The following is a 14,925-nucleotide window of genomic DNA, read 5'->3' as shown; positions in this document are numbered from 1 at the left end:
CGTTAGCAATGATGATTCTTCTCGTTTTTTTTTTCGGGGGTGATTCTTTCAGGTGTTTACGCCACAGGTGGTGATGATGTGACTTCCCGGGAAAACATTTTGATTATTCATTCATACAATCAGGGATTTTCCTGGACTGATGCGCTTCATCAAGGCATTACCGAGAACCTTTCAGATACCAATTACACTATCTACACGGAGTATCTGGATGCCTATCGGGATACTCCCCTGGATCAAAACACCATTGAAAAAATTAAACATTACGCAACCAAAGACATCGCCGCCATTGTAGTTACCGATAATACGGCCTTTGAATTGATCTTATCATTAAAGGATGAATATTTTCCTGACGTTCCAGTTTTATTTGCTGGAGTAAACGGGGGGCTGCCGCTTGAGCTACCCTTTAATGACATTAAGGGTATCCTTCAGAATGTCGACTATGAAGCGTTTTTTGTGTGGTTGGGTACTGCCATGCCGCAAATAAAGGATCTATTGATTTGTGGAGCAGATACCACAACGACCCGGGGCACCTATGAACAAATGGTGGCGGCTTACGATAATCTGGCGGATGATCAGCGTAGCTTCAACTTACATCTCATAAAAATAGAGGATTATGACCAGCAATTGGAAGAAATAGCCGGTTATGACAAAGCATCCACAGCCCTATATACGGCAGGTTCATTCGGGGTGTTGAATCACGATCAGTACACCAATATGTTGTCGGCAAATTCGAACTTGCCAACTTTTTGCGGTGTCTCAACATCAATCACCAACCAGGTGATTGGTGGATTTGTGGTATCTCCCTATGAGCACGGGCGTATTATTGGTGAAGATATCCTGGCATTATCGGCAGGTCGTTCCATTGAATCTATACCGATTATAAAAGAACCGGTGCAACAGAAAATTTTTAATTATTATGGCATGAAGGCGTTTAATCTCCCCGAGGAGCGTCTGCCACCCAATAATATCATTATTAATAAACCGCAGAGCAATTACGTTTTGACCTTGAATCAGGTGATTCTGATCAGCTTTATCATGATCCTGATGGCTGTCATTATTTCTGCACTGCTGATCATCATGACTATTCGAAAAAAGTCCCACCTGGCTTTGGCAAACGCCAATGGAGAATTATATCGCCGAAAAATGGAACTGGAGCAAAAAAGTGAGAAGCTGCAGATCAGTCAGGACGAGTTGACCCGGAATGTCAGTTTATTGATGAATGCCAATCAAAAAATTTCATATCTGCTGGATTACAACCAGTTAACCGGTGTTCTCAATGAAATCCGGTTTAATACGCTGCTGGAAACAAATTTTTTAAAAGATCAGGACATTACCATTATCAATTTAACCATTACCAATCTCAATGAGTTGACATATAGTCACGGCAAGGAAATTTACGCCGCTATTCTCAGAAGCATTGCTGAATTTCTAGAAGGCATTACCAAAGAGCGGGATCTGATCGGTTTGTCCAGTAATAATGACTTTTTAATTGCTACGGAAGGTATTCACAAAGAAGAATCACAGTTAATTTGCCAGATGATCAATTTCTTTGATAAGCCCCTGGTGTTAGACCTGTTTACGGTCATTATAAAATACAAAATCGGCATCGCCTACTACCCGTTACAGACCGAGTCCTACTCAGAACTGCTACAAATGAGCCGACTGGCAATTACCCCGGTGATCAATAATGTTCTGATTAATGTTTCGCACTACGATCAATCAATTATGGATAAAATCCTTCATGAAAATGCCATTAAAAATGAAATTGAAACGGCACTGGAAGCCAGAGAATTTGTGCTTTATTATCAACCCAAATATGCCAATGATGGTACGACGATGTTGGGACTGGAGGCATTGATCCGTTGGCAGCAAAAGGATGGCTCACTTAAATCGCCGGGCTATTTCATTGAGATTGCCGAACAGTCCGGTCAAATTATCAACATCGGTTTTTATGTAATCGAGCGGGTTTGTCAGTCCATTGTCGAGTATAATCTGGTAAACAGAGAAATCCCGGTTGCCATCAATTTTTCCGGTCAGCATTTTGCCAGCCGGGATATACGGGAACAGTTTGAAATCATCAAGACCTTTGAACCCAAAGAATTTCAGGGGTATTATTTCAAGCGCCCGGTGCCTCTGACGGAATTATTTAAAATAAACGAGTGAACAAGCTAATAAGTTCAATTGGAAGCAAACAATTGAACTTTTTTTAAGCAAAAAATCAATCAGAAAAAAATGTTAAAAAGGCGTTTATGAAAAGGTACCGGATTTATTAAGTATATCTGTCCGGGAAGGGTATATAAAAAATATCATTATCGTCGATCGGGCGAATGGTCTTTTGGATTTGTCGGGTAAGTTTAGATTAGGAGCAGAGATGAAACTGATAGATAAAATCAAAGAAAAATTAGGTGGTTTGGTTGCGGCATTATCCCGCTATCCGGTGACGGTTGTTTTTCTGGTGGCAGCGGCGGTGGTTAACACCATGGCGATTGAGCAGGACGCCGACTATACCCGGTATTTATTGACCTGTTTAGTTGGTGCCTTTCTGGGGTTTACCCTCCAGGCGGTCTGGGAGCGTTTTTTTGATAAAATAAGTTACCGGCTGGCCGCAATGGGTTTAGGTCTGCTATTGACCCTGGGTTATTTTCTGATCGTCAGACAGGATACCAGTACCAGTATGGAAACCTGGATTCGCACATCGGTTGCACTTTTTGCCTTGTTGATGGCATATATCTGGGTTCCGGCAATTAAAAGCGAGATCAGCTTTAACCAAAGCTTTATGGCGACCTTTAAAGCCTTCTTTAATGCCTTGCTTTTTTCAGGAGTGCTGTTTGCAGGGATTACCCTGATTATCACCGCCATCGATTTACTGTTGTTTCGGGTTTCGGAAAATGCCTATCTGCATACCTTAAACATCGTTGGAATATTGTTTGCTCCTATTTATTTTCTGTCGTTGATCCCCATCTATCCAGGGGTTTCGGACAAAAACCGGTCACCGGAGCAATTGGAGTATAACCGGGAAAAGCTGGCACGATCCTGTCAGTGTCCGAGATTTTTGGAGGTGCTGATTTCTTATATCATAATCCCGCTTTTGACGGTTTACACGGTGATACTGGTTATTTATATTGCCAGAAATATTACCGGAGCCTTCTGGACTGATAATCGCCTGGAACCGATGCTGGTGGGTTTCGCCATTGCAGTCATATTGATTTATATTTTAGCTAGTAATCTGGAAAATATAATTGCAAAATGGTACCGCAAAATTTTTCCTAAAATCCTGGTTCCCATCGTTATCTTTCAGATTGTCGCCTCGGCGTTGCGGATTCAGGATACCGGAATCACTCATGGTCGGTACTATGTGATTATTTTTGGTGTCTTTGCAGCTATTTCCGGGATTCTGATGTGTTTTATGCCAGTTCGTAAAAATGGGATCATCGCTGCGCTATTGATCGGCTTCTCAGTATTTTCGATTATTCCGCCGGTGGATGCTTTTACGATCAGTCGTTCCAATCAAGTTGGGCGATTGACCCAAACGCTGGTTGACAATAGCATGATCCAAGACGATACCGTTTTCCCGAACGCTTCAATATCGGAAGCAGATAAAAAAATTATTTCTGACTCAGTCAACTATCTGGCGATGATGGAATACACCAGCGAAATTTCTTTTCTTGGCAAGGATTTTGATCTTTATCAGGATTTTTATGATACTTTCGGTTTTTATCGTTATGAGGAAGGCCCACATCGATACGAATCAATTTATCTCAATCTGAATCCACAGTCGCCGATTGATATTTCTGGGTATCAGACCTTTGTAGTGGCAAATTTCTACATGCAGGATGATAAAATGGATCCAACGATATGTAGTTTTGAGTCAAATGGAAAAAGCTATACGTTGGTTCGTGAAAAAACAGGTAGGATTGGGGAGTTGGTGCTGACAGAGACAGATGGTCAAGAACTGATGCGGATCAATATGCAAGAAGTGTTTGATCATTTTGATACATCCCAGGGTGGCAGTTACCAGGTTAGTAAAGATTATATGAATGCCGACGAAGCTATGTTTACAGTGGAAAATGATAAGGCGAAAATTTCGATGATAGCGATTTTTTTAGCCATCGAAAAATCAGAAGTTGAGACAACATATAATGCTGACTTTTATGTGCTGGTTCAGATAAAATAACGAATGGTAAAAAATTTTATTAAATAGTCAGTATTGCGTTTGGGGTGTCGTCTTTATTTTGCCAAGTAAATACCGTTTTTTATACTTGATCCGGGCGTATTTGCCGATTTTATTGATTATCAGGGGATTGACCACCCCACCGATGACGCCGACAATGGGCAATCCTTGAATAAATTTGGCGGTCAGCAGGGTATTGGATAAAAGATCCGAGGTCTCCTTCATCACCGCATCCAGATCAATGCTTATGTGGGCGTGGGTATCGATATCCTGACCTAAGCCCTCGACTTTCTGATCGTAGGCTTTGCGCAGATCTTCTTTGGTCATGGCGGCACAGATCAGATAAAGCAGGTAGGCTTTTTCTTCTTCCGTGGTGTATTGAAAACCATAGGACAGGGCGATTTCATTGATGGTTTTAACGATGACGCCAAGAAACAGGGGAATATCCGGCAGACCAATCCCCAACAAACCCAGAACACCGCCTTCAATGGCAGCAATGGATTCATTGATGGTTTTGGAGTGCTTTGACGATTTATCCAACTTAGTCAGATGTTTTCGATTCATATATTTTTCAATCGCATAATTATTTAAATCATATTCGATTTCAATTTTTTCTTTATTGACTATTTTTTCGATTAATGAACTGCCTTTTTCAAAGACCAGATGAAAGCCCATGTAAAAGGCAGTGTCCAGGGTTGACTGCAGCTTGGCTGGTATTTTATCCTGAATTTTATTGACCATCGGGGAAAAGTTTGATTTCATAAACGGACTGTCAGTCTGATTCAAAAACTTCTGTTCGTGTTTTTCCAGCATGGTCAGTTGTTTTGATAGGATCAGGTCTTTTTTCATTTTTGAAACTCCAATCAGTTGATTTAATAAACGCTATCTTATCCTATCATTCTATCAATTTTCTTTAATCAGAACTTAAACAAGCACTTAATATAATAAAAAAGTCAGCTGATTTTTCTGACCGGAAACTGGATTTCGGTTAGCCAGTCTTCGGCGGAATCCTTGTTCCAGATGCCATCGATATAGGACTCCCGGGGATTGTCAATAATTTCATAGCCATTATTCTCGGCCCATTTAAGCATTGCATTGTAGGCTTTGGGGAAGCCTTCATAGGGGCCTTTGTGAAGGACACAGGCGGCATGCTCGACCCGGTTGATGACCTTGAATGTCAGCATTTCCGAATCCGCCTTCTTTTCTGTAACGGCTTCGCAGATTTCCACATCCACATCGGTATCCCGGTATTCGCCATCATGATAGATATTAAAACAGTATTCTGGAACCGCACAGACACAGCCCAGCCGTTCCATTTCGGCCCCCATCGGCGGCATCACATCAAACAGGGCGTCATAGCTGGGGATCACCGTCCGCATCGATGCCACAATCACCTCGGGCAGGTCTTTTAAGATAATGTGGTAGTCGCAAGTGTCCCCATCTTTTTTGGCCAGATAGGATTCCACCTGGGCGAGACGCAGGGTATCGGCGGCGATTTTTTGGATGATTTCCAGCCGCTTTTTCTGAAGTAATTCTTTTTCCGGGACTCCGCCCTGGACTTGTTTGATTTCGTCCAGGGTAAAGCCCATATCCCGAAGGGCCAGAATTTGGTGAAGGACGGGGAGCTGGGCCGAGGTATAATAACGGTAGCCCGTCGCTTCTTCGATAAACGCCGGTGGTAGCAGGCCGATTTCGTCATAGTGGCGCAGCGCTTTGATGGTGACCCGGTTGATTTTTGAAAACAGTCCGATCTTATAATAGACGGTTTCAACGCGTTGACATTGATAGGTTTCGTTCATTTGTTTTCCTTTCTTATTCCCAACGGAAGAATCGGATGGATAAAATAATGCCCATGACCAGCGATCCAACTAACACCATCAGGGGAAGAAACAGGTTGGTTTCCAGTCCCAGACTGGTCGATTTCAGCAGGGCAATACCCTGGGTCAGGGGCAGAAAACTGGCCACGTTCTGGAGCGGTTGGGGAAAAATTTCAAAGGGAATCGTGGCTCCGGATAAAAACAGCATCGGGAAGTAGACAATACTGCAGACCATGTTGGCGGTTTTAACGGTGCGGCACAGGCTGGCAATGAGCAGTCCGAGACTGTACATCGACACCATCACCAGCAGATAAGACCCGAAAAATGCGAGCTTTCCGCCAATGAGTTCATATCCGAAGAAGGTTCGGGCGACGGCGTAAATCAGCAGCGCCGAAACAAGTGACAGCAGCATGTTGATGACGGCATGAACCCATAATAACATAGTTGGACTCACCGGTGTCACAAAAAAATGTTTGAGAATTTTCTTGTCCCGATAGTCGGCGATGGTCAGGGGGATGCCCATAAAAGCTGTGGCACAGATTCCCACCGTGACCAGCGCCCCAAACGAGCTTTGAATCAGGGTGTACCCGGCATCATTGGGAGCGGGGTTTTGTCCGACAATCAGACCGATGAGGATCATAATGCCCACCGGCATACAGACTCCGAAAAAAATGCTGTCGATACAGCGCAGCGATAATCGGCCTTCGATTTTCAGTAAGGTAAAAAATTTTTTCATATGGCGATTTCCTCCTTCATGACCCAGAGATAGGCTTCTTCCAGTCGTTGATATGGGCTTTTTAGAATCAGCTCCGGGACGGTATCGGTTACCAGGGCTTCGCCCCGGTTAATGATGCAGATCCGGTCACAGAGCACCTCCACCTCGTCCATGTAATGAGAGGTGAGAAACAACGTCAGTCCTTTTTCTTTAAGCGCCGTTAAAACCTGCCAGACCTCCCGCCGGGCCTCGGTGTCGAGCCCGGTTGTGAGCTCATCCAGAAAGAGTACCTCAGGTTGGGAGATCAGGGCCAGTAGTATCGACAGTTTTTGTTTTTCGCCGCCGGAGAGTTTGGCCACCGGTTGCTTGAGGTAGTGATCGAGCTTAAACTGCGCCAATAAGTCATGGTAATCAGCGGGTGACTGGTAAAGGGCGGCGATTTCTTCACAGACTTCACCCACCCGGATATTGCCCTGATAGCTGGAGGACTGCAGCTGCACCCCGACCCGCTCAAAAAGTTGCTTGCGTTCTTTTGTCGGGTCCATCCCCAGAACCTGAACCGAGCCGTTTTCAAATAACTTCAGTCCCAGGATACAGTCGATGGTGGTCGACTTTCCGGCGCCGTTGGGCCCTAAAAGACCAAACACCTCACCTTTTTTGACAGTGAGGTTTAAATTTTTTACCACAACCCGATTGCCATAGGATTTGTTTAAATTTTTCACTTCAATACAGTTTTTCATTGCTTCCTCCAATCATTTCTTGCTACAAGTTGAAGTATAAATGCTCCTCCACGGGGAGAGTCAAGGGTGATTTTTAAGTTTTTTTCAGTAGTAAGATTTAAAACGACTGGGTCAGTTTAGCTGTTTAGATTGCTTTTATTCGGGTAAATAAGCAAATAAAATAATTACACTTTATCTTGGGAGGATAAAAATGAATAAAGACACGTTTGAAGAAAAATGGGAACAGATCTAAGAGGATGTACAGGAAAAATGGGAGAAACTGACAACTGAAGATCTGGAAGCGGTAAAAGGCAATGCTAAAGTGTTGGTTGATAAACTTCAGGAAAAATATGGCATGACCAGGGAAGCTGCCGAAAAAGCCATTGAGGATTTAAAAGAAAAATTCAAAAAATAAACGTCGCATAAGGTTTAGGATAAAAAGATAAAAGCACCTCGGCATTGAGGTGCTTTTAAGTTAATTAGCGATTACTTTGAAATGCCCGGATAGTTGATCCGGGGGCTGGGGAGCCAGCTGGAACAACCATCACTTCGATTGCTTCCAGACGATAGCCATAGCCTTCGGTACCGGAGCTACCACCATTTTTGGCCCAGTCCAACCAACCGATATTTTCAGCATGAACCCGGTAATAAACATCGTAGCGGGAAGCATCAGCACCAGTTAAACGGACTTCAATGGCTTCCAGGCGTAGGCCCTGATTAGAGGTACCACTGATTTCACCATCATGTTTCCAATCCTGCCAGCCGATATTTTGGATGTGGGTGCGATACTCAATGCCCAGATCATAGCCTTTGTTATCTACTTGAATTTCAATGGCTTCCAGGCGTTTGGATTCTCCGGAAGTACCACTGGTTTGCCCATTCATTTTCCAGCGTTGCCAGCCATAATCCTGGACATGGGTTTGGTAGGAACAGGTAATACTTTTTTGTGCAGAAACACTTAAGGCTGTGGCAGAAGTGTTTCCCGCACCATCATAAGCATAAATGTGTACGGAATAGGTTCCCAGCTCGTTATTGTGCTGGTTGTATGAAACCCGATAAGATGCGGTGTTGCCGCTAATGCTGGCCCGGTGCCAGACCAGGTCATCCTGTCCGTTGGCATCAGTCCAGGTGGGGAAAAGGACGGATGCAATACCAGAATCCGCATCAGAAACCTGACAGGTTATAGTGAAGCCTTCATCGTTGAGCTCGGTTATCTGGGCATTGGCAATTGTCGGGGGGGTGGTATCACGGTCCGGTTCAGGTTCAAAGTCACCAAGATAAATATATCCCTGGAAGCCGCCAACAGAAACTGCATTTTCTGTACCAGCAGTAAAAGTGGTAGTATAAAAGTAAGAACCACTCCAAGACGACTCTGAAACAGTCACCTTATTTCCTTCAATTTTTTCGACAACCGCAACATGACCGCAGGAACTGCCGTCCCAGCAAAGAATGGCGCCGACTTTAGGGGTGGAGCCATAAGGGTAGGCACCGCTTCTGAGGTTGTAATCCCAAAACTCATTGGCGTTACCATTGCTTAAATTCGGTTTGCTGCCCAAAATTTCGTAGGCCCGGCCCCAGGCGTATGCGGTACAGTTTGGCATCCCATAGCCAGCCAGATAAAATATATTTTTGGAAAAGTAATAATCATTATCTGAAGCAGGTGCACTGAGTCGAGGTGAGAATACCGACGAACTATTTATGCCATCATTCAGGTAGGCTTCATCCGGCCAACCGGGATCGGCAGCCACATCACCGGGGAGCATTTCCCGGGTTTCAACAAATGGTTGGGCATCGATGGTCGTAACCACTGTTCCGCTATTATTGCTTTCTTCTGCCAACACAGCAACCGGGTAAATACCCAGAACTATCATTAGAACAAAACAAATAAAGACGCCACGATAAAACTTCATTTCCAGTATCCTCCCATATCTCTGTATTAATATAAATTTCGCATCGATAATGTATGTTTTAGAAATAATCGGCTTAATTTACAATAATTCCAATTAATTCGGTTACAATTCGTTACTTAAATTTTACACCCTAATTATAAATTTTGCAATGATTTACTATAAATTACAATAAAAAAACTCAAAAAATGCAAGAATCATAAAACTGTCACATAAAGTTCGATTGTATTTCACGATCAGACATTAAAATATTGACAAAAAACGTCTTTAAAGGAGTGTCAGATTAAAAATTTGTTAAATTTATGTTAAAAGCGTTCTATTTTGGGAACTTATGGTGTAGAATGAGTACGGCAAAAAAACAGTCGAGTATGACATTCAAAAAAGACTTTTGAATGTGTAGAGAGAAAAGGGGTATTCTTAAAAAAATGACAATCACTTTATCGGATTTTATCAGCAGCATTGCCGGCAATCCAGCTTTGCTCATCATTGTAGTTTTAACCCTTGGGGTAATTTTGGTAAATGGATGGACTGATGCGCCAAATGCCATCGCCACCTGCGTGTCCACCCGATCATTGGAGCCAAGAAAAGCAATTGTGATGGCGGCCGTCTTCAATTTCCTGGGGGTTTTCGTTATGACTGCCATCAATGCGACGGTAGCCCAAACGGTAGCCAATATGGTAAATTTCAGCGGTTCAGACGATGCGCTCATCGCTTTGTGTGCAGCCCTCTTTGCCATTGTGCTCTGGGCAACAGCTGCCTGGTATTTCGGGATTCCAACCAGTGAAAGCCATGCATTGATTGCAGGTATATCTGGTGCCGCCATTGCACTGCAAGGGGGAATTAGCGGAATTAATGGAGAAGCCTGGATTAAGGTCGTTTATGGGCTTGGGACATCGACACTGTTAGGGTTTGGGCTAGGTTTTCTGGTCGTAAAAATAGTGATGCTGATCTGTAAACAGATGTCTCGACAGCAGACAAATGTATTTTTTAAGAATGGTCAAATTGGCGCCGGAGCGGCCATGGCTTTTATGCATGGTGCTCAGGACGGACAAAAGTTCATGGGAATTTTTATGCTGGGGATATTTCTGGCACAGGGGAATGCTGACGCCACGAATTTTGTGATTCCAGTATGGATGATGATTCTATGTTCGTTGGTTATGGCCCTGGGAACCTCCATTGGGGGGATGAAAATTATCAAAACGGTTGGTATGGATATGGTTAAGTTGGAATCCTTTCAGGGTTTCAGTGCTGATCTTGCGGCAGCAATCTGTTTGTTGATTTCATCTGTTTTCGGATTACCTGTCAGTACCACCCATACCAAAACAACAGCAATCATGGGCGTTGGTGCCGCTAAACGGTTTTCCTCGGTGAATTGGTCAACAGTTGGAGAGATGCTTTTAGCCTGGGTATTGACTTTCCCGGGTTGTGGCCTGGTCGGATTTATCATGGCCTGGGTTTTTATGCAAATATTCTAAAACAACACTATCTTAAAAGGGAGACATTATGTCAAAAAAAGTTAAAACAAAAGGGTATAACTATTACAAGGAATTTATTGCTGTTTCTAATTTGATCGTGAAAGCATCCGAAATGCTCAATGAAACGCTTCAGGACTATGATCTTAAAAGCTTGGAGAAGAAGCTGGTCAAACTTCACGAAGTGGAACGAACCGCAGATAACCTCAAATATGAGATGATGGAATTTATGTACAGTGATTTTCTGCCCCCCATTGAGCGGGAAGATATTATCAATCTGGCCTGTGCGCTGGATACCATTATCGATCTGATTGAAGACATCCTCAAATATTTGGATATGTTCCAGATTGGAAAGATCACCCCGGAAATGTTTAAGTTTATGGAGCTGATTGTTAGAAGTGCGACGTGTCTGCATGAAGCAATCAAAGAACTGAAATCTTTTAAGAAACCAAAAGCCTTAAATGAGGCAATTATTGCCATCAATCGATTGGAAAACGAGGGCGACGACCTCTATGTTCACTCGGTAAGACAGTTATTTATAGATAAACGGGATCATATCGAAACCATTGCTCTCATTCGTATTTATGATTATTTTGAAGAAAGCTGTGATTCTTTCGAGGATGCGGCAGATATTATTTCCAGCATTATTCTAAAAAACTCCTAAATCAGGGAAAATATAAGCGCCTGGTTTTGAGTAGCCATTTTATATACACCACCGTTTTGTTTTTGCAAAGCGGAGGGTGTATTTTTTAACCTGTGAAGCCTATTTACAGGCTTGATGTGAACGTACGCAAAAACTATACAAACATTTACACTTTATCTATTTACATATTATAATAACGTGATATACTATATCTAAATCAAAGATCATCAATCATTTTCTAATTTTAGTGATTTCGATCATTGAAAAGTAAATAATCGCACAGCTCACCAATAAAATAAAAATTACCAGACTAAAGTAACCTATTAGCAAATGGTCAATTAATTCGTTTTAATGGCAGTGGGAAAAATTTGAATGAGAAAACAGATTGCTCCGAAATGAAGAGTGGTAATAACCTTAACAACTCTTAATAGAAATAGTCAAAGATCATTGGGGATCAGGAAATACCATTCGGTGAAGATGATGACGAAAAGATTTCTAAACGATTGTATTGGTTATTAATCCAATCTAAAGAGTAAGATGATTCCAAAAAGTTGGCGATATTTACAAAGATAAGTGATGAAGAAGATTTTTGATAAAATCAATAGGAGGAGTCCAAACGGATGACAACAGAGATTTTAGGCTAGGCCGGTTTTACAGATAAAAATGTAAAATCGGTCTTAGTCTTTTTTGGCTTAATACAAAGTAATGATGCTGATTATTGTAAAAAAGTTTTAAGGCCGGATCGTGGCCGGATTTAGGCGATAGGTGTTTATCGTTTTAATGACAATGCTGTTTTTTAAAAGCGAAACGGGGTATATTTAGTAACATCAGAGCACAAAATAATCGTAATTTATTGCCATGATAAAAAAAAAACGGAGGATATGATCATGAAATTACTGGTACCCATTGATGGTTCCAGGGCATCCATGAACGCCCTGAAAAAAGCCATGGAGATTGCCCGAAAATATGATTTTGCGATGAAGCTGGTGACAGTTGTGGAAGAAAACCATGTAACCAGTTATGGCAGAAACCAGAACTTCTGGCATCAGGTGGATGGTTCCATCATTTCAGCCGGTGGCGTCGAAATGGAGATTATGTCACAACTGGAAGAACGGGCCGCAGAGATGCTGGACACTATTGTGGCAGAATTTGATTTTTCCGGTATTGATCTGGAAAAATTAGTAGTGACCGGAGAACCTTCCATTGAAATTCTGGAAATCGCCAGGGAGGAAGCATTCGATCTGATTGTCATGGGTAACCGGGGGATGTCAAAAATTAAGCGCTTTTTTACCGGTTCAGTTACCCAGCGGGTGATTTCAGAAGCACCTTGCCCGGTATTATCGATTCATGAGGATCTTAAATAATGCTTAAAAAGGTGACAAACGGTTTCGGTACCTTAGCAGAGAGAATGGCTTTAAATCGGCTTTACAAATCATTTGTAATATTTATACAAACGTTTACAAAAAATCTATTTACTTATTTCAAAAAGGTGCTATAATACAATTAATCAAAGATCAACTGATCATTTAAAAGTAAATAAGATCCAAGTTGTCAATAATTATAAATGAGATAATCAGCATCAACGTAAAAAATCGAGACTGATTAAATCAAATAAATTAACGGCAAAGGAAAAATTTGTTTTAAATAATTTTTAAAACAAATTGTGCTTAAATTAAAACAAGAAGGTAACCTCACAACGAATTAAATGAACGATGAATGAAAAATATCCTTGAAAAAAGAAAAGTTCTCACGGTTTCTGAAAGCCATATCCGATATTAAATTGGAAACGAGAAAATGTTCTGAAGTCAAAAATATCAAGTAAAAAATTTAGTAAATAATAATCGGGTGAGTATCAAACAAATCGAATTTTAAAAGCAAGAGCATCCTAAAAATTGGAGAAATTTACTTGAAAAGTGAAAAAAGAAGATTTTTGATAAAAAATCATAGGAGGAATCCAAACGGATGACAACAGAGATTTTGGACTAGGCCGATTCTACAGGTAAAAGCGTAGAATCGGCATTAGTCTTTTTTTGTTGCTAAAAATAGGATGTGGTTGCCTTTTAAAAGTCGGATCAATCTGACGAAGAGATAGTGCTGGAATCACGATGCACATTGAATTTGATTGCGGCCATTTTTTTTGGCCGAATACAGACTGGCATCAGCTGCTTCGAACAAGTCAGTTTTACTCATTTTAGGGGTGAACGGGGTAAAACCGATGCTCATGGTGACAACCTCATCAGGCATGGTATCAAAAACCGCCGTTTCAAGATCGGTTCGTATTCGCTCAAGAATTTCAAGACAGGCTTCCGGTGATTTTTCAGTAAAAATAACGGCAAACTCTTCGCCGCCGTAGCGGGCAGCAAAATCATTGGCTTCCAGATTATCACGAATGATAGCAGCAGCAGTGGCAATAACCTTATCACCGTTGCCATGGCCCTGGCGGTCATTAATCCCTTTGAACCGGTCAAGATCCATCAATCCCAGTGAAAGATTAAAGGGTTGTTTGCGACATTGGGCCACCAACTCATCCAGATACTCGTGAAATGTTTTATGATTGTATAAGTTTGTAGCCAAATCCATCTTTGTGAGCTTTTCCATGTAAATGTTACGGTATAAAAGTTCTTTTTCTTTTTCAACCGAGATAACCATATCGGTATAGACAACTGAAAATCGTTTTGTCAATTCCCGGGAAAGAAAATAAGAGCTCACCAGAATGGCGGAAAATGTCGTAACTTCAATTACTGACATCATTGACAGCGGGGGGAACAACAACTTCATGCCAACAAATACAGCAAGGGACAGATAAAAAGAGAAGTCAATCAGTTTGAGATCCAGAAAAAAAATCGAGATAAGCACGGGCATCAAAAAAAGCGAGAGCATTACGTAAAAAACAGGATAATGAACCATGAACAGAATCATGACAATGGCCTGACATCCAACGATGATAAAGTAAGGGGTGACAGTTGTATTTAAGCGAATCAGCTTTTTTAAAACAATAAGAATTATAACTTCAAGTAAAAGCGGGAATAGAAAGCGTTCCAGGAAAAAAGATTGGGGAGCCAGACTGGAAAAAAACAGATTAAGCAGTGTCACTGACGATGAAACGCCAATGGCAATCCATAAATATGTAATGATGTGTGTGTACCAATTCTTGTTTAAATGCAAAATGCTGGCCTCCTTTATAGATATTAACACATCCTGGTCGGGTTAACCATAAAACGATTATGGATGCAACCTTTTTTCGGAATCTGGATGATATGGCTCATATTGTAACATTTAACCGGTTTGTTTTTCAAGGTGAATAAACACGATATGGGAAAAAAGAAAAAATAACGATAAAGCATCGTTATTTTAATTTTGAGATAACTATAATTGGATAAAATTCAGAAATAGTCGAATAAAACATAAAAAATTTTACCATTGTTAAAGAATACCAATAAGCGGACAATTGCAACGCAAGAACAATTGACGACTAATTGTC

At 41.6% G+C, this 14,925-nt stretch carries 11 protein-coding genes; 5 read left to right on the top strand and 6 right to left on the bottom strand.

Translation table 11 applies throughout. The annotated features are described in order from the left end of the window. Positions 1-78: 78 nt before the first annotated feature. Both BI182_RS14210 and BI182_RS14205 read left to right on the top strand, forming a co-directional pair. Positions 79-2,163: a bifunctional diguanylate cyclase/phosphodiesterase gene (locus BI182_RS14210; RefSeq protein WP_286808797.1), complete on the top strand. Its 2,085-nt coding sequence runs from the start codon at positions 79-81 to the stop codon at positions 2,161-2,163. Positions 2,164-2,371: 208 nt separating this feature from the next. Further along, complete coding sequence (locus BI182_RS14205) at positions 2,372-4,174, top strand: DUF4153 domain-containing protein (RefSeq protein WP_286808795.1); 1,803 nt, start codon at positions 2,372-2,374, stop codon at positions 4,172-4,174. 27 nt (positions 4,175-4,201) lie between these two features. Here the strand turns inward: BI182_RS14205 and BI182_RS14200 are convergent, their stop codons facing one another. From BI182_RS14200 to BI182_RS14180, 5 genes are all read right to left on the bottom strand, one after another. Next, positions 4,202-5,020 carry an EcsC family protein gene (locus tag BI182_RS14200; protein WP_286808793.1) on the bottom strand — a complete coding sequence of 273 codons (819 nt, stop codon included), beginning with the start codon at positions 5,018-5,020 and terminating at the stop codon, positions 4,202-4,204. 104 nt (positions 5,021-5,124) lie between these two features. Continuing rightward, positions 5,125-5,970, bottom strand: coding sequence for a MerR family transcriptional regulator (locus BI182_RS14195; protein ID WP_286808791.1), 846 nt, complete (start codon positions 5,968-5,970; stop codon positions 5,125-5,127). A 13-nt stretch (positions 5,971-5,983) separates the two neighbouring features. Further along, positions 5,984-6,724: an ABC transporter permease gene (locus BI182_RS14190; RefSeq protein WP_286808789.1), complete on the bottom strand. Its 741-nt coding sequence runs from the start codon at positions 6,722-6,724 to the stop codon at positions 5,984-5,986. Beyond that, positions 6,721-7,443 (bottom strand): ABC transporter ATP-binding protein, encoded by a 723-nt coding sequence (locus BI182_RS14185; RefSeq protein ID WP_286808788.1) that lies wholly within the window; start codon positions 7,441-7,443, stop codon positions 6,721-6,723. Before BI182_RS14185 ends, BI182_RS14190 begins: the two co-directional genes overlap by 4 nt. A gap of 458 nt (positions 7,444-7,901) precedes the next feature. Beyond that, positions 7,902-9,332, bottom strand: coding sequence for a GBS Bsp-like repeat-containing protein (locus BI182_RS14180; RefSeq protein ID WP_286808787.1), 1,431 nt, complete (start codon positions 9,330-9,332; stop codon positions 7,902-7,904). A gap of 422 nt (positions 9,333-9,754) precedes the next feature. Here BI182_RS14180 and BI182_RS14175 point away from each other — a divergent pair, with 422 nt between their 5' ends. The 3 genes from BI182_RS14175 (at position 9,755) to BI182_RS14165 (ending at position 12,808) form a co-directional block, all read left to right on the top strand. Beyond that, positions 9,755-10,804 carry an inorganic phosphate transporter gene (locus BI182_RS14175; RefSeq protein ID WP_070371283.1) on the top strand — a complete coding sequence of 350 codons (1,050 nt, stop codon included), beginning with the start codon at positions 9,755-9,757 and terminating at the stop codon, positions 10,802-10,804. Positions 10,805-10,832: 28 nt separating this feature from the next. After that, the gene (locus BI182_RS14170) at positions 10,833-11,465 is read left to right on the top strand and encodes a DUF47 domain-containing protein (RefSeq protein ID WP_286808784.1); all 633 of its coding nucleotides are present in this window, start codon (positions 10,833-10,835) and stop codon (positions 11,463-11,465) included. 866 nt (positions 11,466-12,331) lie between these two features. Continuing rightward, positions 12,332-12,808, top strand: a complete 477-nt coding sequence (locus BI182_RS14165; protein WP_070371285.1) for a universal stress protein — start codon at positions 12,332-12,334, stop codon at positions 12,806-12,808. Between the two features lie 736 nt (positions 12,809-13,544). On the opposite strand, the gene BI182_RS14160 is transcribed toward BI182_RS14165, so the two are convergent. Continuing rightward, the gene (locus BI182_RS14160) at positions 13,545-14,609 is read right to left on the bottom strand and encodes a GGDEF domain-containing protein (RefSeq protein WP_070371286.1); all 1,065 of its coding nucleotides are present in this window, start codon (positions 14,607-14,609) and stop codon (positions 13,545-13,547) included. Positions 14,610-14,925 lie beyond the last annotated feature (316 nt).

Source organism: Acetobacterium sp. MES1, from assembly GCF_002237635.1.
Classification (GTDB): domain Bacteria; phylum Bacillota; class Clostridia; order Eubacteriales; family Eubacteriaceae; genus Acetobacterium; species Acetobacterium wieringae.
This window is presented reverse-complemented; position numbering and strand designations above follow the sequence as displayed.

Bases quoted from the DNA above. Each gene is read 5' to 3' on its own strand.
- BI182_RS14205 (WP_286808795.1), top strand. From the start codon at position 2,372: ATGAAACTGATAGATAAAATCAAAGAAAAATTAGGTGGTTTGGTTGCG.
- BI182_RS14200 (WP_286808793.1), bottom strand. From the start codon at position 5,020: ATGAAAAAAGACCTGATCCTATCAAAACAACTGACCATGCTGGAAAAA.
- BI182_RS14195 (WP_286808791.1), bottom strand. From the start codon at position 5,970: ATGAACGAAACCTATCAATGTCAACGCGTTGAAACCGTCTATTATAAG.
- BI182_RS14190 (WP_286808789.1), bottom strand. From the start codon at position 6,724: ATGAAAAAATTTTTTACCTTACTGAAAATCGAAGGCCGATTATCGCTG.
- BI182_RS14185 (WP_286808788.1), bottom strand. From the start codon at position 7,443: ATGAAAAACTGTATTGAAGTGAAAAATTTAAACAAATCCTATGGCAAT.
- BI182_RS14180 (WP_286808787.1), bottom strand. From the start codon at position 9,332: ATGAAGTTTTATCGTGGCGTCTTTATTTGTTTTGTTCTAATGATAGTT.
- BI182_RS14175 (WP_070371283.1), top strand. From the start codon at position 9,755: ATGACAATCACTTTATCGGATTTTATCAGCAGCATTGCCGGCAATCCA.
- BI182_RS14170 (WP_286808784.1), top strand. From the start codon at position 10,833: ATGTCAAAAAAAGTTAAAACAAAAGGGTATAACTATTACAAGGAATTT.
- BI182_RS14165 (WP_070371285.1), top strand. From the start codon at position 12,332: ATGAAATTACTGGTACCCATTGATGGTTCCAGGGCATCCATGAACGCC.